A 24,804-nucleotide genomic window follows, 5' to 3' on the forward strand; every position below is an offset into this window, starting at 1 on the left:
AGGCTGCTGTGGACGCCCTCATCGGCGCGGCTGAGTCGCTCGGTCTCGCGATGCGAGCGGAGTTCGACGCGGACCAGGATCGTGACGTGGTGGTCATGCTGCCGGGTGGAACGGAAATTGCCTTACGGGTCAAGTCGACTTCGCTGGTCACCGCCGACAGCGTGCTGAGTCAACTTCGGCGATGGTCGAAGGTCTCGGAAGCGCAACCGGCTACCGTGGTCGTGGCGGACAGGATCACCGCGGATGCGCGGGACAGTCTGAGCCGGGAGGGCTGGAGCTGGCTGGATCTGCGCGGTCACCTGAAACTGGTGGGGCCTGGCCTGTTCGTCGACTCGGACATCCTCTCTCTGGCAAAGCCACGTGTTGATCGTCAGGGACTCAGCGGCCGGGTCGGCATCGAACTGTCGGCTTTGCTGTTGCTCGATCCGACTCGGCGGGTCGGAGTTCGCCAGGCGGCGACATTGTTGTCGCGTGCGCCGAGTTCGATCTCTGAAGCTTTCGCGGCCTTACGGGCCATGGGTCTCGTTGATGAGGATCACCGGCCTGTCATTCCGAGTTTGTTCTGGGAATTGGCCGAAAGCTGGAAGCCGGTGGGTCGTGACGTGGCGAGCATCCCGGTAGCGGGCGGTGGGCGCGACAATGCCGCACTCCGGCTGGGAATGGATGACGTCGAGTCGACTGCCGGATGGGCGCTGACCGACACCGTCGCGGCGGCGGTCTACGGCGCTCCCGTGTCGATTCGCGCCGGCCACCCACCCGACTTCTACGTTCCTGATCAGGGCACGCTGCGCCGGGCGGTCCAACTGCTGGGGACGCCCGTGACGTCCTCGTCGCGTGCCGGTCGTGTGCGCGTCGCTCCGGTGCCGCTGGTGTGCACTCGCCGTATCGATGCCACGACGTGGGCGAACGAGGAGTGGCCATTGGTGAATCCGCTGTTCGTCGCGCTTGATCTCGCCCAGGATCGCGGGCGTGGCCGGGAGATCCTCGACACCTGGACGCCAAGAAAGCCCGGAGCCCGTGTCTGGTGAGCCGGCGGTCGTCGCCCTTGCCGGAACGTCGATGACTCAGATCGTCAGTGCGATACCGGTGATCGTCGAACAGACGGGCCGTGCGGTCGTGCTCGTGGGCGGCCTCGCGGTCATGTGCCGACTCTCGATTCCATACCGGGTGACGACCGACCTAGACACCGTCGACCGCCGCGCCGCGAATGAGGATTCACAACTCCAGTTACTCGTGGCGGCAGGTGCGACGCGGAGCGGGCCGGCCGGTGCGCTGGTTCGCACTCCCTGGGGTGAAGTGCAGGTCGATGTCCTCGAGGTGACTGACGCCGACGTTGACGATCTCCCGGACGACCCGACCGCCCGCCTTCACGTCCAGTCCCACGCGTGGGCGGCGTCGACCGCATCCGCGCTGGTGCTCAGCGCGGAAGAGCTTCCGCCGCTTACTGTGCGAGTTGCGGAGCCTGGACCTCTCATCGCGATGAAGTTGCAGTCGATCATGGATCGCGGAGCTGCCAAGGCGGGAACGGATCTCCTGGACGTCGTGCGCATCACGCTTGATCGGACCTGCGGCCCGGCGTCGCGAGATCAGCTTGAGTCGGCTGATGCCAGTTGCGCAACGACGCGCTCCTGCACGCTCGTCAGTGGTTCGTTCGGTTCGACGCTCAAACGCTGAGAAAGATCCGGGCGGTATCGGAGGGGCGAGATGTGGAGCTTGACGACGTGCGGTTGGTGGGTGATTTGCTAGTCGGGGCGCTTGACCACTGACGAGCATTTCCGTTCTCGTCTAGATCTGCCCCGGCCCCAGGTCGTAGGTTGGCCGGGTGATGAGCGACTTGGCTGCCGTCCTCGAGGAGCACCTCGCCGCGCCGTTTCCGTCGGCGGTCAGGCGGGGCGAGGACTACGGGTCCGTGTGCGCCGTGACGATCGACGCCGACATCTGCGGGTGGGCGAGACGGGCGGGATCACTGCCGCCGGGCGCGCGGATGCCCCTAGCGCGTGCCGCGGACAGGCTGAGGTCGTCGCTGCCGGATTTCCCCGCTGCGGGGCGGCCGTACTACGAGCGCCTTCTGGTCATTGCCGACCTGGCGCTGGCCGAGTAGCGGCTTGTCGCTGGTTGTTACTTTCATTGGACGCAGGATATACTGCGTCCAATGAAAGCTTCGCCGAGCTTGCTGCCCCTGCTGCGTTCGCGCATGCAGGGTGAGCTGCTCGCGCTCGTGCTCCTGCACCCGGATCGCGAGTACAGCATCACCGAGCTCGCCGAGGCCTGCGGTGTCACGCCCACCGCCGTCCTGCGCGAAGTCGAGCGGCTGACCGGTGGCGGGATCCTGGAAGACCGGCGGGTGGGCCGCAGCCGGCTCGTCAAGGCGCGTACCGACACCCCGCTCTACCCGCCGCTGAGCGAGCTCATCGCCGTCACCTTCGGGCCGATGCCGCTGCTCGCCGAGGCCTTGTCTGGGCTGGCCGGCGTGCGCGAGGCCTACATCTACGGCTCCTGGGCCGCGCGCTACAGCGGTGAACCCGGTCTTCCGCCCGGCGACGTCGACGTCCTCGTGGTCGGTTCGCCCGATCCGGACGCGCTCTTCGACTCGGCGGAACAGGTGTCACGGCGGCTGGGGCGCGAGGTCAACGTCCACCGGGTCTCGCCCGAGTCGTGGGCGGCGAGCACCACCGATCCGTTCCTCACCAGCGTGCGTGAGCGTCCGCTGGTGAAACTCAGCCAGGAGACCTGATGCCGCTGTGGAACCAAGGCCGCGAACGGATCGACGCGTTCCTCGCGCGCGGCGCCATCGAGCACGTTCCGGCGTCGCGGGAGGCGGCCGAGGCCGAGCTCGTCAGGGCCCGTACGCACCTCGCGTCGGCGCGGCAGCTGCAGGACACGGATCCGGAAGGTGCCTACACGCTGGCCTACGACAGCGCACGGCGTGCGCTGGCCGCCGTCCTGCAGAACCAGGGCCTGCGGGTGACGAGCCGGGGTGGGCACGTCACCGTCTACGAGGCGGTTCTCGCTCAGCTGGATCCGCCACTGGGGCCGGTTTTGCGCCCCTTCAACCGGATGCGGGTGCGGCGCAACGAAGTCGCCTACCGGTCTTCGGAGGCGCCCTCGGTGACCGCGGAAGATGTGACGGCCGACGTGGCGAAGGTCGAGGCCCTCATCGAGGTCGCCGAGAAGGCGATCCCGACCATGCCACGCTATTGACCGCCGAGCGCCGGCCGCTCACTCCGCGCGAGAGAGCGGTCCTGGACCTGCTGCTGGCTACGGACTTTCCCGGTGCCGCGGCACTTCGTGCCCAGGCGCGCACGGCCGAGGTGACCGGCCGCTGCCCGTGCGGGTGTCCCACGATCGACCTCGCCGTCGACGCAACAGTGACGGTGGCCGAGGTCGAGAGCCGGGTGGCCGTGGACGTCGACGTGGCGAACGGCGGGCTCATCGTGTTCGTCGACGAAGGCCGCTTGTCCGGCCTCGAATACTGGAGCGTGGCCGACGAGACCCCGGTCGAGTTCCCGCCGCCGGAGGAAATCCGAGTAGTGACAGCACCAGGTGACGGCTCCGGAGTTCTGCCACCCTCGGAACCGTGAGCGTCTACGTCATCTCCGAGGTCGAGATCCTCGACGAAACCGAAGCCCAGCGCTACCGCGAACTCGCCCAAGCGTCGATCACGGGGTACCAAGGACGCTACATCGTCCGGGGCGCGGCGCCGGATGCCCTCGAAGGCGACTTCGACGAGCACAAGCGCGTGGTCCTCGTCGAGTTCCCGGACCGGGATACCGCCGAACGCTGGTACGCCTCCGCCGAGTACGCCGAAGCGCTCGAGCTGAGCAAGACCGCGCTGCGGCGGCGGTTGCTGCTCGTCGACGGCGTGGCCTAACGTCGGCTGCGTGGAGCCGCTGACCGCTGATCTCTTCGCGCCGCAATGCCCGTCGGCCGACACGCCGTTCCGGATCGGGGACAAGTGGGGCGGCATGGTCGTTGTCTGTCTGAAGGACGGGCCGCGCCGCTTCTCCGAGCTGCGCGTGCCGCTCCGGAACATCAGCCCGAAAGTGCTCACCGAGACGCTGCGGTCCCTGGAGCGCGACGGGATGATCACCCGCAAGACCTACGACGAGAACCCGCCACGCGTCGAGTACACGCTGACGGACTTGGGCCGGACCCTGTTCGAGCCCATGGACCGCTGCCGCGAGTGGGCGGAGAAGTACCTGCCGAGCCTGCGAGAAGCCCGGCAGGCCTACGACCGGGCGGACTAGCCGAGGAGGCCCATCAGCGCGATCGCGATCAGCACGACCGCGGTCGCGAGGGCGTTGATCCAGGCGCGCTGGGTGGCGGTCAGAGCGGCGGTGGCGGGGGTGCTGTTCATGGCGTTTTCCCTACGAGCGGGCCGATGCTTCCGGGGGTTCAGCGCGTTGACCATGCCGAGTGTTAGCAGCTGTGACGAAGCTCACCCGATCATGCCGCTGACCAGCGGAAACGGCACTCAGCCGTCCGAGTGGCGGTGGCTGCGGGCGGTGAACCAGAGCACCCCGCCGGCCGCGGCCACCATCGTCGCGAATGCCACTGTGCCCACTATGATCGCCTGCGTCATATCTGCCTCTCGGGTCCGAAGTCCTTTACCGAGAGACGCCGAACGCGGGCTTTCGTGCACTCAGAGTAGCCGGGATCACAATCCGTCGAGGGTCTCGTTGATCTGCTTGGCCAGCGCGAAGTCCTTCTTCGTCAGCCCACCCGCCGAATGCGTGCTGAGGTGGAAGGTCAGCGTGCGCCAGCGGATGTCGATGTCCGGGTGGTGGTCGGCGGCCTCGGCCAGCACCGCGACGCGGTCCACCACCTCGATCGCCTTCGGGAAGCTCGGCAGCTCCACCTCGCGCCGGATGACCTTGCCCGTGCGGACCCACCCGTGCAGCAGGGCTCGATCGGCCTCGTCGTCGCTCAAGATTTCCGTCATGCCTCCATCGTCCAACGTCCTGGACTAAGGTGCACGGTTGCCACGGGAGTCCGGTGAGCCGGGCTGAGAGGCGGGGTGACCCGCGACCGTTAGCACCTGATCCCGGATCATGCCGGCGAAGGGAGGGCTTTCCCTCCTCGTCCGGCGAAGTGCAGGAGGGTAGATGAAACGCAGTGCTGTTCGCGCCGCGACGGCCATCGCCGTCGTCAGCGTCGTCACAGCGGCGTGTTCGCTGTCGGACGGGTCCGGTGACGCGAAGCAGACGCCCACCGTCACCCTGGTGACGCACGACTCCTTCCTGGCGCCGCAGGAGGTGCTCGACGCCTTCCAGCAGCAGTCGGGCATCAAGATCTCCGTGCTCAAGCAGGGCGACGCCGGTTCGCTGACCAACAAGCTCGTGCTCACCAAGGCGAACCCGGTCGGCGACGTCGCGTACGGCGTCGACTCGACCTTCGCCTCGCGCGCGCTCGCCGAGGGCGTCTTCGAGCCCTACACCAGCCCGGAGGCCGACCGCGGGCCGCAGCGCTACGCCGTCGACCCGGAGCACAGGCTCTCGGCGGTCGACGTCGGCGACGTCTGCGTCAACGTCGACACGAACTACTTCACGGCCAAGGGGATCCCGGCGCCGGAGTCGTACGACGACCTGGCCGACCCGAAGTACAAGGACCTGCTGGTCGCGGAGGACCCGGCGACGGCGTCGCCCGGGCTCGCGTTCCTGCTCGGCACCGTCGCGAAGTACGGCGAGGCCGGTTGGAAGGACTACTGGACCAAGCTGAAGGCCAACGGCCTCAAGGTGGTCAGCGGCTGGGAAGAGGCCTACACGAAGGAGTTCTCGGGCTCGTCCGGCAAGGGGCCGCGGCCGATCGTCGTCTCGTACGCGTCGTCGCCGGCCGCCGAGGTGGGCGACGACGGGAAACCGCGGACGAAGGCGCTGCTCGACACCTGTTACCGGCAGGTCGAGTACGCCGGGGTGCTGGCCGGCGGCAAGCAGGAGGAGAACGCGCGCAAGGTCGTCGACTTCCTGCTTTCGCAGCAGTTCCAGGCGACCGTGGCGGCCAACATGTACGTCTACCCGGCGCGCCAGGGCGTCGATCTGCCGGCGGGCTGGGCGCAGGTCGCGCCGCTGCCGCAGAAGCCGCAGGCGCTGACCGCGGACCAGGTGCAGGCCGGGCGTGAGAAGTGGATCGGCGAATGGCGCGCGCTCGTGCAGTGACCTCCGGAGGCTCCCGAAACGCCGCGGTCTTGGCGCCGCCGCGGACCGCCCGCGGGCTCGGCCTGGCGCTGCTCGGGCTGGCCCCGATCGGTTTCCTGGTGGTGTTCTTCGCCTGGCCGGTGCTGGCGATCGTCGGCCGCGGGTTCGCCGCGGGCGGGCTCGACGTCGTGCTGGGCGACCCGCAGACGTGGCGGCTGGCGGGCTTCACGGTGGCCACCGCCGCGGGCTCGACGGTCGTCGCGGTGCTGGCCGGGCTGCCGGTGGCGTTCCTGCTTTCCCGGGTGCGGCTGCCCGGCGTCGGCCTGGCGCGGACGCTGGTGCTGGTGCCGTTCGTGCTGCCGACCGTGGTGGTCGGGCTGGCGTTCCGGGCGCTCTGGCCGGACGGCGGGGTGCTGCCGATCGTGCTGGCCAACGCGTTCTTCAACGTCGCCGTCGTCGCGCGGACCGTCGCCGGGCTCTGGGCACGGCTGGATTCGCGGACGTCCGACGCCGCGCGGGCGCTCGGCGCGTCACCGTGGCGGGCGTTCCGGTCGGTGACGCTGCCCGCGCTGGCGCCCGCGATCGCGTCCGCCGCGGCCGTGGTTTTCCTGTTCTGCGCCACCAGTTTCGGTGTCGTGCTGATCCTCGGCGGCGCCCGGTACCGGACCCTCGAGACGGAGATTTACCTCCGGACGGTCGACCTGCTCGACCTCTCCGGCGCGTCGGCGCTTTCGCTGATCCAGTTCGCCGCGGTCGTCGCGGCTCTGGTCGTCGGCGGGCTGGCGCGGCGGCGCAAGGAAGGTGCCAGGATCGGTTCCGGCGCTCCGCGACGCCCTCGCGGCGGCGAGTGGTGGGTCGTCGGCGCGGCGGGCGTCGTACTGGCCCTGCTGCTGACGCCGATCGTCGCGTTGCTCGCCGAGTCGGTGTCCACTTCGGACGGCTGGAGCCTCGCGGGGTACCGGGCGCTCGCGGGCACCGGCGAGAAGGGCGCGCTGCAGGTGTCCGGCTGGGACGCCGCGCTGAACTCGCTGAAGGTGGCCATCGACGCGACGCTGCTGGCGCTGGTCGTCGGCGTGCTCGCGTCGGTGGTGCTGGTGGCGCTGCGCCGGTCGCCGGTGCGGGCCGCGCGCGGCCTCGGCGAGACGCTCGACGCCGCGCTGATGCTGCCGCTCGGGGTGTCCGCGGTGACCGTCGGTTTCGGGTACCTCGTGACGCTCGACGCGCTGCCCGGCGACCTGCGGACGTCGCCCTACCTGGTGCCGCTCGCGCAGGCGCTGGTGATCATCCCGCTGATCGTGCGGATGGTGCTGCCGGTGCTGCGCTCGGTCGACGTCCGGCTGCGGCAGGCCGCGTCGACGCTCGGCGCGAGCCCGCTGCGGGTGTGGCGGGAGATCGACCTGCCGCTGACGCTGCGGCCGCTGGTCGCGGCGGCGGGGTTCGGGTTCGTCGTGGCACTCGGCGAGTTCGGCGCGACGAGCTTCCTGGCGCGGCCGACGTCGCCGACGCTGCCGGTCGCGATCGCGTCGCTGATGGGGCGCCCGGGGGAGCTGAACAACCAGATGGCGTACGCCGCGTGCGCGTTGCTGATGCTCGTGACGGTGCTGGCGGTCGCGCTGATCGACCGGCTCGGGGCCGCGCGCGGCCGGGTGGGAGAGTTCTGATGGCGTTGTCGGTGCGGGACCTGACCGTCCACTATGGATCGTTCGTCGCGGTGCGCGACGCCCGGCTGGACATCGCCGACGGCGAGGTCCTGGCGCTGCTCGGCCCGTCGGGCTCGGGCAAGTCGACGCTGCTGCGCGCGATCACCGGACTGGAGCCGTCGGCCCGCGGCACGGTCAGCTGGGACGGTGAGGACCTCGGCGCGGTGCCGGTGCACCGGCGCGGCTTCGGCTTGGTGTTCCAGGACGGCCAGCTGTTCGGCCACCGCGACGTCGCCGCGAACATCGCGTTCGGCCTGCGGATGCACGGCGTGCCGCGGGCCGCGTGGGCGGGGCGCGTCGCCGAGCTGCTGGAGCTGGTCGGGCTGTCCGGCTTCGAGCGGCGGCGGGTGACGGAGCTGTCGGGCGGGCAGGCGCAGCGAGTCGCGCTGGCCCGGGCGCTCGCGCCGGAGCCGCGCCTGCTGCTGCTGGACGAGCCACTGTCCGGTTTGGACGCCGGGTTGCGCGAGCAGCTGGCCATGGATCTGGCGGACCTGTTGCGGCGCAGCAAGATCACGGCGTTGCTGGTGACGCACGACCAGGAGGAGGCGTTCACCCTGGCCGACCGGGTCGCGGTGCTCGACGCCGGCGAGGTCCGCCAGGAAGGCGCGGTCCGCCGCGTGTGGCGCAACCCGCTGGACGACGACGTGGCCCGTTTCCTGGGGGTGACGTCGTTCGTAGACGGGGTTGCGACGGGTGGCGTGGTCCACACTGGGCTCGGGAACGTGCCGGTGCCGGACGTCGACGACGGCCCGGTGCGACTGGGGTTGCGCCCGCACGCGCTGCGGGTGGCCGGCTCGGGTGTCGCGGGCGAGGTGGTGGCGGCGGTCCACCGCCGCGAGCACGTGCGGCTGGTGGTCCGGCTGGCGGAGTCCACTGTGGACGCGGTCGCTCCGGCGGCGACGGACTTCCGGGCCGGGGACGCTGTGCGACTGGAGTTCGACCCGGATGGCGTCGCCCTGGTCGGCTAACGCGAGTCCGTGAATGGCACATTGAGGGACTTAGAGTCCCTCAATGTGCCATTCACGGACTTCAGCCGTCGCGAGTGGACAGTCGCGCGTAAGCCAGCGACAGCCCGATCACGATGTAACAAGCCGCCCGCAACGCCCCTTCGCCCAGCATCTGCGTGCCCATCGGGTCCTGCAGCACCTCCGCCGGTGCCAGCGACCAGTTCTGCGTCAACAAGAACGGGTGCAGCCAATCCAGCGAAGTCAGGAACCCCAGGATCGTGAACACGATGTCCGCCGCCAGCACGGATGCCACCACCAGCATCGGGTGTTCCGTCCAGCTGGAGATCGCCAGCGCCACCGCGCCGACCGCCCACAGCTGCAGCACGACCCAGCCCGCCACCAGCAGGATCCGGGCCAGCGCGCCGCCCACGGACAGCGTGGTTCCCGACAGCGTGAACAGCGAGTCCGTGCCGTTGATGATCAGGCCGGTCACCACGCCCGTGAAACACATCGCCAGCACCGAAACCACCGACACCGTCGCGACGCCGAACGCCTTGACCGCCAGCAGCCGGCCGCGGCCGACCGGGGCGATCAGCCAGCCGCGCAGGGTTCCGTGTGATGTCTCGCCCGCGATCGCGTCCGCGCCCGCCATGGCCGAGGCCAGCGGCAGGAGCAGGGTCAGCGTCATCACGATCGCCGCGATCGGCAGCACGAAGGCGTTGTTGACGGCGGACGCGAGCAGCGCTCCGCCGCCGTCGTCCGGGCCGCCGCCGGACTGCGCGTCTTCGCTCACCAGCGTCAGGCCGATGCCGATCACCACCGGGATCAGCGCCAGCAGGCCCAGCACGGCGAGCGTGCGCGGCCGCCGGAAGATCCAGCGCAGCTCCGCGGCCAGCAGCCGGGGCAGCGGCACCGAGTCGTGGCCCGTGCGGACCGCCGGTGCCTCGAGAACCGCGGTCATTCCGCACCCTCCGTCAGTCGCGCGAACAGGTCTTCCAGGCCGGTGCGCGCCCGCGTCGCCTCGTGGACCGCGACCCCCGCGCCCACCAGGACCTGCAGCACCCGCGGCGCCTCGGTCGCCGTGAGGTCGGCGCGGATCCCGTCCGGCGTCAGCCGCGCGCCGATCCGGTTCTCCCGCAGTACTTCCACGGCCTGCTCGGCGTCCGGCGTGCGGACCAGCAGGGCCGCGTTCCCGGACTCCAGCAGCTCCGCCAGCTCGCCCTGCGCGACGACGTTCCCGGCCTGCAGCACGGCGACGTGCGTGCAGGTCGCCTCCACCTCGGCCAGCAGGTGCGACGACACCAGCACGGTGACGCCCTCGGCGTGCAGCTCGGCCACGATCCTGCGGATCTCCCTGGTACCAGCAGGGTCGAGGCCGTTGGTCGGCTCGTCGAGCACGACCATCTTCCGCGGCACGAGCAACGCCGAAGCGAGGCCGAGCCGTTGCTTCATGCCGAGCGAGTAACCCTTGTACCGCCGGCGCGCGGCGACGCTCAGCCCGACGCGTTCGAGCGCGGAGTCGACCGCGAACGGGATCCCGGACGACGCCAGCCGCGGTTCGGCCGCGGCGAAGCGCAGCAGGTTGTCGCGGCCGGAGAGGAACGGGTGGAAGCCCGGCCCCTCGACCAGCGCGCCGACGTCCGGCAGCGCGTGCGCGGCGGCGTCGGGCATCTTGCGGCCGAGCAGCTCGACCTCGCCCTCGGTCGGGCGCACCAGGCCCAGCAGCATCCGGATGGTGGTCGTCTTGCCCGAGCCGTTCGGCCCGAGCATCCCGACGACCGCGCCTTCGGGGATGTCGAGGTCGACGTGGTCCACCGCGACCGTGCCGCGGTAGACCTTGCGCAGCCCCCGGGTGCGCGCGGCCAGGGGAACCGCCGGGGCGGACGTCTCCGTGGAGACGTCCGCCCCGGACTCGACAGTCGTACTGGTCACTTCTGACCCAGCGCTTCGTACAGGACCTGCTCCGGCACCGCACCGGCGGCGAACCGGCCGTCATCGGTCAGGATCGCGCTGCCCACCTTCGTGGTGATGAGGTGGCCGCTGCCCCAGGTGCCGCTGACCTTCTTGGTGAACCGGTCGAGCAGGGCCTGCGGGTCGGCGCCCCGGCCCTGACGGTCACCCTGCTGCTTCGGCGCCGCGTTCAGCGCGTCGGCCGGGATCGTGCCGGTGATGACGGTGTCCCAGCCGTCGCCGACGACCTTGGTCGCCTGCTTCGCCTGCTCGGCGAGGTCCTTGTCCTTCTGGTCCACCGTCGGCGTCTTCTCCTGCACCTTGGCGCCCTTCGGCGGGGTGAAGGTGAAGAGGTCGGCCGGCTGCTGGGTGAACTCGATCTGGCTGAACGCGACCTCGAGCGCCGGCGACGTCGTCCCGTTGCTCAGCACCGAAACCCGCAGTGGCATCCGCGTCTGCGAGTCGACGGCCACGCGGATCTCACGCAGCAGCGTGCGCTCGCTCGGCTTCGGCGTCAGGACCAGCTCGTAGGCCGGGCGGTCGGCGACGGTCGCGGTGCCGTCGACCGACACCGTGCTGCTCTCGCGGACCTTCGCCAGCAGCTCGGTGGCGGTCGCGACCGGGTCGGCCGTCTTCTCGCTGCCCGCGCCCTTCTGCTTGGCCACGTCCGCCGGGATGGTCACCTTGGTCGCGGTGTTGGTCTTGGAGCTGTAGTCCCAGACGGTCGTCCCGTCGTGGACCACGGTCTCCTGGCCGGTGCCCTGGGTGACGGCGAGCCGGCTCTTGCCCGCGCCGTCGGTGAAGATGTGCGCCGAGTCGATGTTCAGCGCGGACGCCCCCGGGATCGCGTTCCCCACCGCCGGCAGGCCGAGGTCGTTGCTGACCTTCAGCGTGCCGTCGAACGCGCCCGGCTTCGCCTGCATGACCGACTGCACCAGGTCTTCGGCGCTCACCTGCGGCAGTGCCGGCTTGTCGTCGGCGCTGGCCGGCATCGCGATGACCGCGAGCCCGCCGACACCGAGAGCGGTGCCCACGACCGCCGCGGTGATGCCCTTCGTCTTCGTCTTCATGCGTCTCTCCCTGTGTTCCCGAGCTCAAGTGTGCTCGGCTCCCGGCACCGACGCTTCCCTCTCGAGGCTGAGATACCCCTGAAGGTTCTCCCTCCGCGGCTGAGATCGTGCTGAGAGATCCCGCGGGACCTGCGCAAACCCGCCATGATGAGACTCGTGAAACCTCGGGTGCTGGTGGTCGACGACGAGCTGGGCGTGCGGAAAGCACTGCAACGCGGGCTGCGCGCGGAGGGGATGGACGTGGTCACCGCCGCGGACGGCCCCAGCGGGCTGCAGCTGGCGAGCACCGGCTCGTTCGACGTCGTGCTGCTCGACATCATGCTGCCCGGCTTGTCCGGTTACCGCGTGCTGGAGCGGCTGCGCAAGGACGGCGTCACGACGCCGGTGCTGCTCGTGTCGGCCAAGGACGGCGAGGTCGACCAGGCTGACGGCCTGGACCTGGGCGCCGACGGTTACCTCGTCAAGCCGTTCTCCTTCGTGGTGCTGGTGGCGCAGGTCCGCGCGACGCTGCGCCGCGCCGGGCCGGACGCTAGCCGCGGCACGCTGCGGCTCGGCGCGCTGGAGGTCGACCGCGGGCTGCGTCAGGTGCACTGGAACGGCGAGGAGGTCGGGCTGAGCCCCCGCGAGTTCGCGCTGCTCGAGGTGCTCGTCGGCCGCGCGGGCACGGTCGTCACCAAGGACGAGCTGCTGCGCGCGGTCTGGGGTGAGGAGCAGGCCGTGACGCGCAACCTCGTCGAGGTGTACGTCGGGTACGTGCGGCGCAAGCTCGACGCCGTCGGCGCCGGCGCGCTGCTGCGGACCGTGCGCGGGCACGGCTACCTGGCCTCCGACGCGCAGATCGACGAGGTCATCACCCCGTGATGACCTGGTGGCGCGGGCGGTCCCTGCAGGCCCGGATCACCGTGCTGGCCGCGACGATCACCCTGGGCTGCCTGCTCGGGCTGGCCGCGCTGGCCGCGGCCAAGCTCTCGCCGTTGCTCATCGACTCGGTCGACCGCGAGCTGACGGGCGCGCTCGCCCCGGCCAGCGCCGAGGTGAGCGCCGGGCGCGCGTTGCCGACCACCGCCCCGGTGACGGTCCGGGTGCTCGACATCTCGGGCACACCGGTCGACGGCGGCGCGCCGAGCGGGCTCAGCGGCGCCGACGTCGGGCTGCTCAAGGCCGGGCAACCGGTCCAGCAGGACGGCGCCCGCTACCTCGGCGCGGTCGTCAGCACGCCGGACGGGACACAACGGCTGGTCGTCGCCGGTGCGGGCCTGGTCGGGTTCTCCGCCGCCGTGCACTACGGCGGGGTGTGGCTGGTGGTCGTCGCGTCGGTCGGCGCGCTGGTCGCGGGCCTGGCGACGTGGCTGGTGGTGCGCCTGGCGCTGCGCCCGGTGGCGCGGATGCGCGGCACGGTGCGGGCGCTGCCGCCGGGCGCGCGGCTGCCGCTGCCGGACTCACACGACGAACTGCGCGCGCTGGCGGAGGAGTTCAACGCGCTGCTGGAGCGCCAGGAGCAGGCGAGCGAACGGCTGCGGCGGTTCACCGGCGACGCGGCGCACGAGCTGCGGTCGCCGGTCGCGTCGATCCGCGTCCAGGCCGAGGTCGCCGTCACCAACCCCGATCCGGAGCTGTCGCAGGAGACGCTGGGCGACATCTTGACGGAGGCCGAGCGGCTCTCGTCCCTGCTCGACGGCCTGTTGTCGCTGGCCCGTTCGGACGCGGGGGAGGTGCCGCCCGCGGAGCCGGTCGAGCTGGTCAGCGAGGTCCGCGCGGCGGTCGGCCGGCTTCCGGCGGGCGCGCCGGAGACGCGGGTGAGCAACGCGGTCGCGCAGGCCTGGGCGTGGGCGGCGCACGGCGAGATCGAGCTGGTGCTGGACAACCTGCTGCGCAACGCGTGCCGCTACGCGCGCGGGGAGATCGTGGTGTCGGTGCTGGCGTCACGCTCGTCGGTGCGGGTCGTGGTCGACGACGACGGCCCGGGCATCGCGCCGGAGCACCGCGAGAAGGTCTTCGACCGGTTCTACCGGGTGTCCGACGACCGGGCCCGCATCACCGGCGGCACCGGGCTGGGGCTGGCGATGGTCGCGGAGACGGTCCGCCGTCGTGGCGGGCGAGTCCAGGTGGGCGAGTCCCCGGACGGGGGCGCGAGGTTCCAGGTCACCTGGCGTGCGGCGCCGGTCTCGTGAGTGGTAATTCGGGTTAGAACCCTCATTGCCACTCACGACCGATGCGCGCGGCTGGTGGGGGGCGCGCCTAGAGGGGAGACGGCTCGCGTTCTCGGAGGGTCGGCTTGCGTGCCCCGACGGTCGGCTCATGTGCCCAGGGGGTCGGCTCGCGTGCCCAGGGGGTCGGCTCGCGTGTCTGGAGGGTCGGCTCGCGTGTCTGGAGGGTCGGCTCGTGTGTTTGGAGGGTCGACACGTGGCTGGAGGGTCGGCAGGCTCGGCCCGGGTCCGGGCTTCCGGGTAGATTCCGGGGCTGTGAACGGTGTGATCGTGGGTGCCGCCCTGGTGCGCGACGGGAAGTTGCTGGCCCAGCAGCGGGCCTGGCCGCCCGGGCACGCGGGGCAGTGGGAGCTGCCCGGCGGGCGCGTCGAAGACGGTGAGTCCGACGCCTTCGCCCTGGCTCGCGAGTGCAGCGAGGAGCTGGACGTCGTGGTCGAGGTCGGGGAGCGGGTCGGGCCGGAGATTCCGCTGCCCGGGGACAAGGTCCTGCGGATCTACGCGGCTTCGCTGGTCTCGCCGGGCGACGAGCCGCGCGCGGTCGAACACCTGGCCGTGCGGTGGCTCGGCCCGGACGACCTCGACGACGTCGACTGGCTGCCCGCCGACCGCATCCTGCTCCCGGCCTTCCGCGCCCTGCTCTCCTGAAAGCCGTGAAGGACTCCTTCCCGGCTCTTAAAGCCGGTAAGGAGTCCTTCACGGCTCTTCAACTCGCGCCGATCATCCGCAACGCCGCCGAGAGGCGGTGCGAGCCGCGCTCGGCGGCCCGGGCCGCGCCCGCCTTGCGGATCCGGTCCAGCTCCGCGACGTCGCCGAGCAGCGTCGACGCGCGTTCGCGCAGTGGCCGTAGCTCCTCGATGACGGCGTCGGCGACGGCGTCCTTGACCTGGCCGTACGACGAGAACTTCTCGGCCAGGTCGGCCGGTGAGCCGCCTTGGCAGGCCGCGAGGATCTCCAGCAGGTTCGCCATGCCCGGCCGGGTGTCCGGCGCGTGCACCGGCACCGAGCCGCCGTCGGTGACCGCGCGGCGGATCTTGCGGCGGATCTGGTCGGGCTCGTCCAGCACGAACACCACGCCGGCGACGTCACGGGTCGACTTCGACATCTTGCGCGTCGGGTCGGTGAGGTCCTTCACCCGCGCCCCGGCGGGCGGGAGCACGGCCTCGGGCACGGTGAACACGTCGCCGTAGGTGCCGTTGAACCGCTTGGCCAGCGTCCGGGCCAGCTCGACGTGCTGGCGCTGGTCCTCGCCGACCGGCACCTCGTTCGCGCCCTGCAGCAGGATGTCGGCGGCCATCAGCACCGGGTAGGTGAGCAGCGACAGCCGCACCCCGGCCTGGCCCTCGGACTTCTCCTTGAACTGGATCATCCTGGCCGCCTCGCCGTAGTTGCAGGTGCACTCCAGGACCCAGGTCAGCGCCCCGAGGTCGCGGGCGAGGTCGGACTGGACGAACACCCGCTCGGGGTCGATGCCGGCGGCGATGAGGACGGCGAGCTGCTCACCCGCCAGGGATCGGAGTTTGGCGGGGTTGTGCGACGTCGTCATGCCGTGCAGGTCGGCGACGAAGTAGAGGTCGTCGCCGCCGCCCTCGGCGGCCCAGCGGCGGACGGCCCCGAGGTGGTTGCCGAGGTGGACGTGACCGGACGGGGTGATCCCGGACAGCTTGCTCATCGTGGGTCCTTTTCGACGGGGACCACCCCGGCGAAGGCACGAAAAAGGCCGCCCGTCCGGGGCGGCCGCTGCTGGTTTCAGCGCAGGGTCAGTGGGCCGCCGATGGCGGCCACCACTGGGACGTCTGCGCATGCATGTGGTGACTATAACCGAGCGGGTCTACCGTTGTAACCATGTTCGTCGTCGTGCTGACCTACACCGCCCCGATCGAAGAAGTCGACCTGGCGCTGCCGGATCACGTGGCGTGGCTGGAGGCGCAGTACGAGCGCGGGCTCTTCCTCGCCTCCGGGGCGCGGAAGCCGCGCGTCGGCGGCGTGATCATCACGCGCCCGATGTCCCAGGGGAAGCTGGACGCGATCCTGGCGAGCGACCCCTTCGCGGTGCGCCACCTCGCGAAGTACGAGGTCATCCCGTTCTCGCCGACCAAGACCGCGCCGGAGCTGCGGGACCTCAACGAAGCGATCACGCGCTGAGTCCCCGGAAAGCTAGGCCGCCAGGTCGAGCTTCGCCTTCTTGAGCGCGAGCACCGGGCACTTCTTGCACCGCGGCTTGGACCGGCAGCACTTCTTCTTGACCTTGCCGGCTTTCATCAGCTTGCGCACGACCTTGCGGGGGTCGTCCGGCGGCTTCTTGCCCACGCTCGAGCTCCTCGGATCGACGTCGCTGTCCGGCCCTCCAGATTAGGAGAGCCTAACCGATCTTGGGGCGTGGGGCTCCTCACAATGGGGGTGCAGGTATCCTTGGTGAGGTCCGCGTGTGACCAGAGCCGGTCACAGGATGCCTGACGGGCTTACGCGGCCACCCACACCTTTGAAGTTCAGGAGTCTTCGCGTGCCCGCAGCCAGCGCTACCGTCGAAACCGGCCGGCCGACCGGTAAGACCCGGCCCGACCTGCGCAACGTCGCGATCGTCGCCCACGTCGACCACGGCAAGACCACTCTGGTCGACGCCATGCTCCGGCAGTCGGGCGCTTTCGCCGAGCGCGCCGAGCTCGTCGACCGCGTGATGGACTCCGGTGAGCTCGAGCGCGAAAAGGGCATCACCATCCTGGCGAAGAACACCTCGATCCACCGCCAGACGCCCGAGGGCTCGGTGACGATCAACGTCATCGACACCCCCGGCCACGCCGACTTCGGCGGTGAGGTCGAGCGCGGCCTGGCGATGGTCGACGGCGTCGTCCTGCTGGTCGACGCCAGCGAGGGCCCGCTCCCGCAGACCCGCTTCGTGCTCCGCAAGACCCTCGAGGCCAAGCTGCCGGTGATCCTGCTGGTCAACAAGGTCGACCGGCCGGACGCGCGGATCGCCGAGGTCGTCGAAGAGACCCACGACCTGCTGCTGGACCTGGCCGGCGACATCGAGGACGCCGACCTCGACGCCATCCTCGACCTCCCGGTCGTCTACGCCTCCGCGCGTGCCGGCAAGGCGAGCCTCGCGCAGCCCGAAGACGGCGGCATGCCCGACAGCGAGAACCTCGACCCGCTGTTCGACACCCTGCTCCGCCACGTCCCGCCGCCCGCGGCGGACCTGGACGCGCCGCTGCAGGCCCTGGTCACGAACCTCGACGCGTCGAACTTCCTCGGCCGCATCGCGCTCATCCGCATCCACGCCGGCCGGCTCCGCAAGGGCCAGACCGTGGCCTGGATGCGCGAAGACGGCACCGTGCAGAACGTCCGGATCTCCGAGCTGCTCGTCACCGAGGCGCTCACCCGCGTCCCCGCGACCGAGGCCAGCGCGGGCGAGCTGGTCGCCATCGCCGGCATCCCCGAGATCACCATCGGCGACACCCTCGCCGACTCCGAGACGCCGGTGGCGCTGCCCCGGATCACCGTCGACGAGCCCGCCATCTCGATGACCATCGGCGTCAACACCTCGCCGCTGGCCGGGCGCAACGGCGGCGACAAGGTCACCGCGCGGCTGGTCAAGGCCCGCCTCGACGTCGAGCTGATCGGCAACGTCTCGATCCGCGTGCTGCCGACCGAGCGCCCCGACACCTGGGAGGTCCAGGGCCGTGGCGAGCTGGCGCTGGCCATCCTCGTCGAGCAGATGCGCCGTGAAGGCTTCGAGCTGACCGTCGGCAAGCCGCAGGTGGTCCTGCGCACGATCGACGGCAAGCTGCACGAGCCGTTCGAGCGCCTCTACATCGACTCGCCGGAAGAGCACCTCGGCTCGATCACCCAGCTCCTGGCGTCCCGCAAGGGCCGCATGGAGGACATGAGCGGCAACGGCACCGGCCGGATCAAGCTGGTCTACGTGCTCCCGTCGCGCGGCCTGATCAGCTTCCGCACCGACTTCCTCACCGAGACCCGCGGCACCGGCATCGCGAACCACGTGTTCGAGGGCTACTTCCCGTGGGCGGGCGAGATCCGCACCCGGCACAGCGGCTCCCTGGTCGCCGACCGGACCGGCCCGGTCACCGCGTACGCGATGATCCAGCTGGCCGACCGCGGCTCGTTCTTCGTGGAGCCGGGCGCCGACGTCTACGAGGGCATGGTCGTGGGCGAGAACCCGCGCTTCGAGGACCTCGACATCAACATCACCAAGGAGAAGAAGCTGACGAACATGCGTCAGTCCTCCGCCGACGTGATGGAGACGCTGGCCCGGCCGCGCAAGATGGGCCTGGAAGAGGCCCTGGAGTTCTGCTCGGTCGACGAGTGCGTCGAGGTGGCCCCGGAGGTCGTCCGCGTCCGCAAGGTCACGCTGGACATCAACACCCGGGCCAAGGAGCGCTCGCGCGCCAAGAGCCGCGACAACGTCTGATCCGATACGCGAAAAAGGGCCTCCCGGCGAGTTGCCGGGAGGCCCTTTTCGCGTGCGCCGGTGACCCTGTGTCCGGAATAGCCCGGCCCAGCGTCACCGAATTCGAGTATCTTCTCCTTATATCTTTATAGGCGTCCCGCCTGGTGTTCACCTCCGCCCGGCGCCGTCTCGTGTCCGGGCCGTGTTCGTTCCGCCGTTCCGGAACGGTCCGGGAACCCGGACGGGGGTCCGCGCGTCCTTTTCCATAGCGCCACGATGGGGCGCCGGACCCGGCCGATCCGGGTATGGGAATCTCGGTTCCGGCGGCGGTGGTGGTCATGGGAACATGGCTGACCCGATCGGGGAGAATCCGGAAGGACTGGGCGTGCGGGTGAATCGCAAGGCGGGGCCGGTACTGGCACTCGCGGCCGTGGTGCTCGCCGCTTGCTCGAACACCCCGCCACCGCCGGTCGTGTCGTCGTCGGTGGCGCCGGCCTCGACCACCGGCAAGACCCCGTCGCAGATCGTCGTCGGCGTCGACGACGTGCTCGGCGGGTACAACCCGCACAACCTCGCGGACTCCTCGCAGGTGACCAAGGCGCTCTCGCAGCTGCTGCTGCCCTCGGTGTTCCGCCAGAAGGACGACGGCGCCACCCTGCTCGACAAGAACCTCATGAAGTCCGCCGCGGTGCTCTCGCAGCAGCCGTTCGTCGTCGCCTACGACATCCGGCCGGACGCGTCCTGGTCCGACGGCGCGCCCATCGCCGCCGAGGACTTCGACTACCTGCGCACCCAGATGCGCGACCAGCCCGGCGTGATCGGCCCGGCCGGCTACCGGCAGATCACCGACCTGCAGTCCCGCGAGGGCGGCAAGCGCGTCGAGGTCACCTTCGCCAAGCCGTACCCCGGCTGGCAGACGCTGTTCTCGGACCTGCTGCCCGCCCACCTGCTCAAGGACGCCCCCGACGGCTGGCGCGGGGCCCTGGCCTCGAATTTCCCGGCCATCGCCGGCCCGTTCTCGATCAAGAGCCTCGACACCGCCCGCGGCGAGGTGATCCTCGAGCGCAACGAGCGCTACTGGGAGAAGCCCGCGGCAGTCGACCGGATCGTGCTGCGTCGGTCGGACCAGAACACCCTGCTGGCCGCGCTGCGCAGCGGCAACGACCAGTTCGCGCTGGCCCGGACCACCGGCGACGAGCTCAAGCTGCTCGGCGAGCTCGGCTCGGCCGTCCAGCTGCACACCGTGGCCCGGCCGCTCGTCGCCGACGTGCTGCTGCGGCCGGTCAGCGCCACGCTGCAGGACGCGCAGGTGCGGGCCGGGGTCGCCGCCCTGCTGGACCGCACCAAGCTGATCACGGAGGGCGTCAACGGCGGCCCGTCGGCCGCGCTGCACGCCGACGCCCAGGTGAAGGCGCCGTCGGTGGCCGGGTACACCGCGACGATTCCGCCCGGGCCGCCGACCGCGCCCGACGTCGCGAAGGCCGAGGAGTCGCTGAAGGCGGCCGGCTACACCAAGACCGCGGGCACCTGGCGCAAGAACGGCAAGGCGCTTTCGCTGGTCATCGCCTCGCCCGGCACCCAGGAGCCGTACGCGTCGATCGCCAAGGAGCTCACCGGCGAGCTGGCCGCGCAGGGCATCGAGGTCGACGCGATCACGCCGCAGCCGCGGGACCTGTTCAGCGGCCTGCTCGCGATGCCGGTCGCCGGCGGGGTCCAGCAGCCGGCCGGTGACTCGGCGGGCAACGTCGGTGTCGACATCGCGGTCGTGCCGCAGGCGGTCGGCGGCGACACGGCGTCGGTGCTCGCGTCGACCTTCGGCTGCCGGCCCGAGCAGACGGCGACGGGGGCGGACACCACGAAACCGGTCGTTCCGGGCAATTCGGCGGGCTTCTGCGACGCGGCGCTGCAGCCGTCGATCGACGCCGCGCTGTCGGGCGCCACGCCGATCGCCGAGGCCCTGACCACCCTTGAGCCTGAACTTTGGCGTCAGAACGTGGTGATTCCGCTGTTCCAGATGGCTGACACCCTGGCGATCGGTTCGGGCATCTCGGGCGTCACGCCGGGTCCCCCCATGGTGGGCCCGTTCGGGTCGGCCGTGAACTGGACTCGCGGCCCGAAGTAATCAGTCGGCTACGCATTCAGTACTACCGAGTGATCTTTACCGACGCCTTCGGGTGGGGGACATTGATTCCATGAGGTAACCGTCGTATTTCTGGATGTCCACTGGAAGTCACCCTTTGGTCACGATCGACCCTGAACTGGTGACTGTCGGTGCTTTTCCTTTCTAGCGTGCACCCGCAGTGCGCCAGTTGAGTGTCGCTTGGCGTGTCGTAGGCTCCGGCCCAAACCGGAGCGGTGTGGGTCCTTGTCACAATTCAAGGGCTCAGTGCTAGGAGGGCACACTTCATGAGGAGAACCAAAGCAGTCTCCGCCTTGTCGCTCGTCGCAGGCGCCACGCTGCTGCTGAGCGCCTGCAGCGGTGGTGATTCGGGTTCGGGCAGCACCGACACCAACGGATCGTCGACCGACGTCAAGGCGATGGCGGTCGGCAAGGCCGAGACCGGTGACTCGTTCAAGCTCGCCGACGTCAAGGGCTGGGACGGCACGGTCACGGTCGGGATCGACGACGGCTATTCGGGGTACAACAACAACACCCCGGACACCAACAGCTCGTACAACACGTACATCTTGACCGCCGTCATCGAAGACTCCTTCGTCCTCGACGGCAACAACAAGGTGCTGCTCAACAAGGACATCCTCGACTCGGCCGACGTGACGACCAAGGACCCCCAGGTCGTCACGTACAAGATCAAGCCGAACCTCAAGTGGTCGGACGGCGAGGCCTACAACTGCAAGGACTTCTACCTGGCGTGGCTCGCGCAGAGCGGCCAGGCGAAGGGCAGTGACGGCAAGAACCCGTTCAACGCCGCCTCGACCACCGGCTACGACAAGATCAAGACCGCCACCTGCAAGGACGACCTGACCTTCGAGACGGACTACAGCGAGCCGTACCTCGACTACAAGGGCCTGTTCAGCGGCGTCGCGGTGCTGCCGGCGCACATCCTCGAGAAGCAGACCGGCATCGCGGACATCACCAAGCTCGCGCCGACCGGCGACCCGGCCCAGGTGACCAAGGCCGGCGACTTCTGGACGAACAAGTGGAAGGGCTTCGACAAGGCGCTCATGCCGGCCTCCGGCCCGTACATGATCGACGCGTTCGACGCCAACCAGAAGGCCGTCACGCTCGTCAAGAACCCGAACTGGGCGGGCGGCAAGGGCGGCCCGAGCAAGATCGTCGTCCGCGCCATGGAAGACACCAAGGCCATGGCGACCGCGCTGCAGAACGGTGAGATCGACGTCGCGGCGTCGACCCAGCCGGACGCCACCGCGGCCCAGACGCTGAAGAGCCTCTCGGCTCAGGGTGTCACCTACGGTTCGGCTCCCCAGCTGACCTACGAGCACCTCGACCTGCAGTTCAACCGCATCTTCAAGGACGACGCCATCCGCAAGGCGTTCTTCGAGTCGATCGACCGCAAGGCGATCGTCGACAAGCTGCTCAAGGAAGTCCAGGCCGACGCGGCCCCGCTGAACTCGATCGTGTTCTTCCAGGGTGAAGAGGGCTACACCGACCTGTACGGCAGCAAGGCCGGCCTGGGCGCCGAGGCCGCGGCCAAGACCCTGACCGACGCGGGCTGGGCCAAGGGCGCCGACGGCATCTTCGCCAAGGGCGGTGTGCGTGCCTCGTTCAAGATCACGCACAACCAGAACGCCCGTCGCAGCCAGACCGTCGAGATCATCATCTCGCAGGCCAAGGCGGCCGGCATCGAGGTCAAGGACGAGACCGACGCCAACTTCCTCAAGGGTGGCCGCGTCTCGACCGGTGACTACGACGTCGCGCTCTTCGGCTGGTCGTCGGCTCCGTTCAAGTCGCAGTCGCGCTCGATCTACGTCTGCAAGGCCAGCGGCGGTGACCAGAACTACCAGAACCTCTGCGACCCGAAGATCGACGAGGCGTTCAACGCCGCGGTGAAGGCCACCGACGAGACCGTCAAGACCCAGAGCTACCAGGCGGCCGACAAGGCCATCGCGGACAAGTACGCGTCGATCCCGCTCTGGCAGACCCCGTCGATGTGGGCGTTCAAGGGTATCGACCGCGTGTACATGCAGTCGTACAACGGTGTCCTGTGGAACGCCGGCGAGTGGGAGCAGAAGAAGTAGGGCTCGTCCCGACTCTTCTTTCCCCTCGCTCCAGATGACCTGGGAGGTACCGGGGCCCGGCCACGAGCCGGGCCCCGGTACCCACCGGAAGTAGCTGTTGACCGTAGGGTTACCACCACTACGGTAGACAACCGGGTAGCGGTCCAGCGCACTTCTGACGACCAGGCCCGGATGAGGAGCAGTTCGTTGAACCTGGTGATCTACATCCTTCGCCGTCTGGCGATATCGATTCCCGTCCTGCTGGTCGGGACCTTCCTGTCGTTCGTGATGGTCGCCGCCACCGGTGACCCGCTGGGCGAGATCCGCAACAACCCGCTGATGAGCAAGGACGCGATCAACGCGCTCTCCCACAAGCTGGGGCTGGACCAGGGCGTCATCCCGCGCTACTTCACCTGGCTCGGGCACTTCCTGACCGGCGACTGGGGCACCTCGATCGCGCAGGGCAACGCCCTCGCGCCGGTCGCGCCCAAGGTCACGGCCGCGTTCGCCGTCACGCTCAAGCTGGTCGTCGGCGCCGAGATCCTCGCGCTGATCATCGGCATCATCGTCGGTGTGCTGGCCGCGGTGAAGCAGTACTCGATCATCGACTACATCGCGACCACCCTGGCCTTCCTGCTGTTCTCGATGCCGATCTTCTGCGTCGCGATCGTGCTGAAGCGCTACGCGATCGAGATCAACGGCTGGGTGCGGGACCTGGGCCTGTCCGACGTCCTCGGCAATCCATGGCTGCGCACGATCAGCCCGGAGCAGCTGAAGACCGACGGCGTCGGGGACTTCATAACCAGTACGGTCGGCGCGTACCTGCTGCCGACCCTCTCGATCATGGCGATCAGCTTCGCCGCCTACAGCCGCTTCCAGCGCGCCTCGATGCTCGAGGTCATGAGCTCGGACTACGTGCGCACCGCGCGCGCCAAGGGCCTGGCCAACGGCCGCGTCATCTTCCGGCACGCCTTCCGCAACGCCCTGATCCCCGTGACGACGCTGTTCTCGGTGAACTTCGGCTCGGTGCTGGCCGGGGCGATCATCACCGAGACGGTGTTCAACTGGCACGGCATGGGCACGCTGCTGGTGGAAGCCGTCACGAAAAACGACACCCAGGTGCTGATGGGCTGGCTCGTGGTCATCGCCTCCAGCGTGGTCGTCGCCAACCTGATCGCCGACCTGATGTACGGCATCCTGGACCCAAGGATTCGCGTTGGCTGACTTGAACTCTCTTCTCGCGACCGAAATCGCGACGGCCGACGGCACGCTGCCGCCGGAGGCCCTGCCCGAGCCGCGGAGCCAGGGCAAGCTGGTCCTGCGCAAGTTCCTGCACCACAAGCTGGCGATGGCCTCGACCGCGGTGCTGGTGCTGATCATCGTGCTCAGCATCCTGATGCCGCTCTTCTGGCCGCACAGCTTCGAGGACAGCTCCTTCCCGTCCTTCGCGAAGCCGAACGGGGACTTCCCGCTGGGCACCACGCAGGTCGGCAAGGACATGGTGTCGCAGATCCTGCGCGGCACCCAGTTCTCGCTGCTGATCGCGCTCACGGTGTCGATCCTGTCGACCTTCGTCGGCGTCGTCCTCGGTGCCCTGGCCGGCTACCTGCGCAGCTTCACCGACTCGGCGATCTCGCGCGTGACGGACCTGTTCCTGATCATCCCGCAGATCGCCGCGGCGGCCATTCTCGCCAAGGTGTTCGGCGGCGGTGCCTGGTACATCGTGGCGCTGGTGCTGGCGGCCTTCGGCTGGATGCAGATCGCCCGGATCACCCGGGCCGAGGCGATGTCGCTGTCGCAGCGCGAGTTCGTCGACGCGGCTCGCGCGTCGGGCGCCGGCACGTTCCGGATCATCTTCAAGCACCTGGTGCCGAACATGGTCGGCAGCATCACGGTCAACGCGACCCTCGCGGTCGCGCAGGCCGTGCTGGCGGAAGCCGCGCTGTCGTTCATCGGCCTCGGTGTCCAGCTGCCGGACACCTCGCTCGGCCGCGTCATCCTGGAGAACTACGCCCAGCTGCAGACGCGGCCGGCGCTGTTCTTCGGGCCGTTCATCGTGCTCGTGCTGATCTCACTGACGATCAACTTCATCGGTGACGGTCTTCGCGACGCCTTCGACCCGCGACAGCGGAGAATGAAGGCCTGACCGAACGCACACCGCGGGGGTGACCGGATTCCGGTCACCCCCGCGGTC

26 protein-coding genes and 1 riboswitch are annotated in these 24,804 nt (G+C 69.8%); of the genes, 20 read left to right on the top strand and 6 right to left on the bottom strand.

Annotation, left to right across the window (positions count from 1 at the left end; genetic code table 11):
• Window positions 1-8 precede the first annotated feature (8 nt).
• The 8 genes from ACLJQZ_RS15000 (at window position 9) to ACLJQZ_RS15035 (ending at window position 4,247) form a co-directional block, all read left to right on the top strand.
• Window positions 9-1,028 (top strand): hypothetical protein, encoded by a 1,020-nt coding sequence (locus tag ACLJQZ_RS15000; protein ID WP_410620606.1) that lies wholly within the window; start codon window positions 9-11, stop codon window positions 1,026-1,028.
• A 31-nt stretch (window positions 1,029-1,059) separates the two neighbouring features.
• Window positions 1,060-1,674, top strand: a complete 615-nt coding sequence (locus ACLJQZ_RS15005) for a nucleotidyl transferase AbiEii/AbiGii toxin family protein (protein WP_410620607.1) — start codon at window positions 1,060-1,062, stop codon at window positions 1,672-1,674.
• A 148-nt stretch (window positions 1,675-1,822) separates the two neighbouring features.
• Window positions 1,823-2,101 carry a hypothetical protein gene (locus ACLJQZ_RS15010; RefSeq protein WP_410620608.1) on the top strand — a complete coding sequence of 93 codons (279 nt, stop codon included), beginning with the start codon at window positions 1,823-1,825 and terminating at the stop codon, window positions 2,099-2,101.
• A 51-nt stretch (window positions 2,102-2,152) separates the two neighbouring features.
• A complete protein-coding gene (locus ACLJQZ_RS15015) occupies window positions 2,153-2,734 on the top strand; it encodes an ArsR family transcriptional regulator (protein WP_328449130.1) in 582 nt (193 codons plus the stop codon).
• Window positions 2,734-3,201 carry a hypothetical protein gene (locus ACLJQZ_RS15020; RefSeq protein WP_410620609.1) on the top strand — a complete coding sequence of 156 codons (468 nt, stop codon included), beginning with the start codon at window positions 2,734-2,736 and terminating at the stop codon, window positions 3,199-3,201. Before ACLJQZ_RS15015 ends, ACLJQZ_RS15020 begins: the two co-directional genes overlap by 1 nt.
• Window positions 3,198-3,581, top strand: coding sequence for a hypothetical protein (locus tag ACLJQZ_RS15025; RefSeq protein WP_410620610.1), 384 nt, complete (start codon window positions 3,198-3,200; stop codon window positions 3,579-3,581). The genes ACLJQZ_RS15020 and ACLJQZ_RS15025 overlap by 4 nt, the downstream gene beginning before the upstream one ends.
• Window positions 3,578-3,871: a DUF1330 domain-containing protein gene (locus ACLJQZ_RS15030; RefSeq protein ID WP_410620611.1), complete on the top strand. Its 294-nt coding sequence runs from the start codon at window positions 3,578-3,580 to the stop codon at window positions 3,869-3,871. The genes ACLJQZ_RS15025 and ACLJQZ_RS15030 overlap by 4 nt, the downstream gene beginning before the upstream one ends.
• A gap of 10 nt (window positions 3,872-3,881) precedes the next feature.
• Window positions 3,882-4,247, top strand: coding sequence for a winged helix-turn-helix transcriptional regulator (locus ACLJQZ_RS15035; protein WP_410620612.1), 366 nt, complete (start codon window positions 3,882-3,884; stop codon window positions 4,245-4,247).
• A 410-nt stretch (window positions 4,248-4,657) separates the two neighbouring features.
• On the opposite strand, the gene ACLJQZ_RS15040 is transcribed toward ACLJQZ_RS15035, so the two are convergent.
• Window positions 4,658-4,942, bottom strand: coding sequence for a 4a-hydroxytetrahydrobiopterin dehydratase (locus tag ACLJQZ_RS15040; RefSeq protein WP_326944317.1), 285 nt, complete (start codon window positions 4,940-4,942; stop codon window positions 4,658-4,660).
• 32 nt (window positions 4,943-4,974) lie between these two features.
• Window positions 4,975-5,084, top strand: a riboswitch (TPP riboswitch).
• 21 nt (window positions 5,085-5,105) lie between these two features.
• Here ACLJQZ_RS15040 and ACLJQZ_RS15045 point away from each other — a divergent pair.
• The 3 genes from ACLJQZ_RS15045 (at window position 5,106) to ACLJQZ_RS15055 (ending at window position 8,802) form a co-directional block, all read left to right on the top strand.
• A complete protein-coding gene (locus ACLJQZ_RS15045; protein ID WP_326944316.1) occupies window positions 5,106-6,155 on the top strand; it encodes a thiamine ABC transporter substrate-binding protein in 1,050 nt (349 codons plus the stop codon).
• Window positions 6,156-6,232: 77 nt separating this feature from the next.
• Complete coding sequence (locus tag ACLJQZ_RS15050; RefSeq protein WP_410620805.1) at window positions 6,233-7,795, top strand: ABC transporter permease; 1,563 nt, start codon at window positions 6,233-6,235, stop codon at window positions 7,793-7,795.
• Window positions 7,795-8,802: an ABC transporter ATP-binding protein gene (locus ACLJQZ_RS15055; RefSeq protein ID WP_410620613.1), complete on the top strand. Its 1,008-nt coding sequence runs from the start codon at window positions 7,795-7,797 to the stop codon at window positions 8,800-8,802. The genes ACLJQZ_RS15050 and ACLJQZ_RS15055 overlap by 1 nt, the downstream gene beginning before the upstream one ends.
• Window positions 8,803-8,863: 61 nt before the next feature.
• Here the strand turns inward: ACLJQZ_RS15055 and ACLJQZ_RS15060 are convergent, their stop codons facing one another.
• Genes ACLJQZ_RS15060 through ACLJQZ_RS15070 form a run of 3 tightly spaced genes read right to left on the bottom strand, consistent with a single transcriptional unit; the run spans window position 8,864 to window position 11,801 of the window.
• A complete protein-coding gene (locus ACLJQZ_RS15060; RefSeq protein ID WP_410620614.1) occupies window positions 8,864-9,742 on the bottom strand; it encodes an ABC transporter permease in 879 nt (292 codons plus the stop codon).
• Window positions 9,739-10,713, bottom strand: coding sequence for an ABC transporter ATP-binding protein (locus ACLJQZ_RS15065; RefSeq protein ID WP_410620615.1), 975 nt, complete (start codon window positions 10,711-10,713; stop codon window positions 9,739-9,741). Before ACLJQZ_RS15065 ends, ACLJQZ_RS15060 begins: the two co-directional genes overlap by 4 nt.
• Window positions 10,710-11,801, bottom strand: a complete 1,092-nt coding sequence (locus ACLJQZ_RS15070) for a LolA family protein (RefSeq protein WP_410620616.1) — start codon at window positions 11,799-11,801, stop codon at window positions 10,710-10,712. The genes ACLJQZ_RS15065 and ACLJQZ_RS15070 overlap by 4 nt, the downstream gene beginning before the upstream one ends.
• Before the next feature lie 144 nt (window positions 11,802-11,945).
• Between ACLJQZ_RS15070 and ACLJQZ_RS15075 the strand changes: the two genes are divergently transcribed.
• From ACLJQZ_RS15075 to ACLJQZ_RS15085, 3 genes are all read left to right on the top strand, one after another.
• Window positions 11,946-12,662, top strand: coding sequence for a response regulator transcription factor (locus ACLJQZ_RS15075; protein ID WP_326944312.1), 717 nt, complete (start codon window positions 11,946-11,948; stop codon window positions 12,660-12,662).
• The gene (locus tag ACLJQZ_RS15080; RefSeq protein WP_328644765.1) at window positions 12,662-13,972 is read left to right on the top strand and encodes a HAMP domain-containing sensor histidine kinase; all 1,311 of its coding nucleotides are present in this window, start codon (window positions 12,662-12,664) and stop codon (window positions 13,970-13,972) included. The genes ACLJQZ_RS15075 and ACLJQZ_RS15080 overlap by 1 nt, the downstream gene beginning before the upstream one ends.
• 291 nt (window positions 13,973-14,263) lie before the next feature.
• Window positions 14,264-14,653, top strand: a complete 390-nt coding sequence (locus tag ACLJQZ_RS15085; RefSeq protein ID WP_410620617.1) for an NUDIX domain-containing protein — start codon at window positions 14,264-14,266, stop codon at window positions 14,651-14,653.
• Window positions 14,654-14,711: 58 nt separating this feature from the next.
• Here the strand turns inward: ACLJQZ_RS15085 and trpS are convergent, their stop codons facing one another.
• The gene (gene trpS / locus ACLJQZ_RS15090; protein ID WP_410620618.1) at window positions 14,712-15,677 is read right to left on the bottom strand and encodes a tryptophan--tRNA ligase; all 966 of its coding nucleotides are present in this window, start codon (window positions 15,675-15,677) and stop codon (window positions 14,712-14,714) included.
• Between the two features lie 173 nt (window positions 15,678-15,850).
• Here trpS and ACLJQZ_RS15095 point away from each other — a divergent pair, with 173 nt between their 5' ends.
• Window positions 15,851-16,150, top strand: a complete 300-nt coding sequence (locus ACLJQZ_RS15095) for a YciI family protein (RefSeq protein ID WP_410620619.1) — start codon at window positions 15,851-15,853, stop codon at window positions 16,148-16,150.
• 12 nt (window positions 16,151-16,162) lie between these two features.
• Here the strand turns inward: ACLJQZ_RS15095 and ACLJQZ_RS15100 are convergent, their stop codons facing one another.
• Window positions 16,163-16,315 (bottom strand): hypothetical protein, encoded by a 153-nt coding sequence (locus ACLJQZ_RS15100; RefSeq protein ID WP_247057556.1) that lies wholly within the window; start codon window positions 16,313-16,315, stop codon window positions 16,163-16,165.
• A gap of 193 nt (window positions 16,316-16,508) precedes the next feature.
• Here ACLJQZ_RS15100 and typA point away from each other — a divergent pair, with 193 nt between their 5' ends.
• From typA to ACLJQZ_RS15125, 5 genes are all read left to right on the top strand, one after another.
• The gene (gene typA / locus ACLJQZ_RS15105; protein WP_410620620.1) at window positions 16,509-18,434 is read left to right on the top strand and encodes a translational GTPase TypA; all 1,926 of its coding nucleotides are present in this window, start codon (window positions 16,509-16,511) and stop codon (window positions 18,432-18,434) included.
• Between the two features lie 364 nt (window positions 18,435-18,798).
• Window positions 18,799-20,535 carry an ABC transporter family substrate-binding protein gene (locus ACLJQZ_RS15110; RefSeq protein WP_410620806.1) on the top strand — a complete coding sequence of 579 codons (1,737 nt, stop codon included), beginning with the start codon at window positions 18,799-18,801 and terminating at the stop codon, window positions 20,533-20,535.
• Window positions 20,536-20,819: 284 nt separating this feature from the next.
• Window positions 20,820-22,631, top strand: coding sequence for an ABC transporter family substrate-binding protein (locus ACLJQZ_RS15115; protein WP_410620621.1), 1,812 nt, complete (start codon window positions 20,820-20,822; stop codon window positions 22,629-22,631).
• Between the two features lie 186 nt (window positions 22,632-22,817).
• Entirely contained in the window at window positions 22,818-23,834 is a 1,017-nt protein-coding gene (locus ACLJQZ_RS15120) for an ABC transporter permease (protein ID WP_410620622.1), read from the top strand.
• Window positions 23,827-24,756, top strand: coding sequence for an ABC transporter permease (locus ACLJQZ_RS15125; RefSeq protein WP_410620623.1), 930 nt, complete (start codon window positions 23,827-23,829; stop codon window positions 24,754-24,756). The genes ACLJQZ_RS15120 and ACLJQZ_RS15125 overlap by 8 nt, the downstream gene beginning before the upstream one ends.
• Window positions 24,757-24,804 lie beyond the last annotated feature (48 nt).

It is taken from the genome of Amycolatopsis sp. cmx-8-4 (genome assembly GCF_046548675.1).
Lineage (GTDB): Bacteria > Actinomycetota > Actinomycetes > Mycobacteriales > Pseudonocardiaceae > Amycolatopsis.

Coding starts and splice junctions, on each gene's coding strand:
- ACLJQZ_RS15005 (WP_410620607.1), top strand. CDS start 1,060: ATGACTCAGATCGTCAGTGCGATACCGGTGATCGTCGAACAGACGGGC.
- ACLJQZ_RS15040 (WP_326944317.1), bottom strand. CDS start 4,942: ATGACGGAAATCTTGAGCGACGACGAGGCCGATCGAGCCCTGCTGCAC.
- trpS (WP_410620618.1), bottom strand. CDS start 15,677: ATGAGCAAGCTGTCCGGGATCACCCCGTCCGGTCACGTCCACCTCGGC.
- ACLJQZ_RS15080 (WP_328644765.1), top strand. CDS start 12,662: ATGACCTGGTGGCGCGGGCGGTCCCTGCAGGCCCGGATCACCGTGCTG.
- ACLJQZ_RS15045 (WP_326944316.1), top strand. CDS start 5,106: ATGAAACGCAGTGCTGTTCGCGCCGCGACGGCCATCGCCGTCGTCAGC.
- ACLJQZ_RS15115 (WP_410620621.1), top strand. CDS start 20,820: ATGAGGAGAACCAAAGCAGTCTCCGCCTTGTCGCTCGTCGCAGGCGCC.
- ACLJQZ_RS15015 (WP_328449130.1), top strand. CDS start 2,153: ATGAAAGCTTCGCCGAGCTTGCTGCCCCTGCTGCGTTCGCGCATGCAG.
- ACLJQZ_RS15020 (WP_410620609.1), top strand. CDS start 2,734: ATGCCGCTGTGGAACCAAGGCCGCGAACGGATCGACGCGTTCCTCGCG.
- ACLJQZ_RS15075 (WP_326944312.1), top strand. CDS start 11,946: ATGATGAGACTCGTGAAACCTCGGGTGCTGGTGGTCGACGACGAGCTG.
- ACLJQZ_RS15095 (WP_410620619.1), top strand. CDS start 15,851: ATGTTCGTCGTCGTGCTGACCTACACCGCCCCGATCGAAGAAGTCGAC.
- ACLJQZ_RS15055 (WP_410620613.1), top strand. CDS start 7,795: ATGGCGTTGTCGGTGCGGGACCTGACCGTCCACTATGGATCGTTCGTC.
- ACLJQZ_RS15070 (WP_410620616.1), bottom strand. CDS start 11,801: ATGAAGACGAAGACGAAGGGCATCACCGCGGCGGTCGTGGGCACCGCT.
- ACLJQZ_RS15060 (WP_410620614.1), bottom strand. CDS start 9,742: ATGACCGCGGTTCTCGAGGCACCGGCGGTCCGCACGGGCCACGACTCG.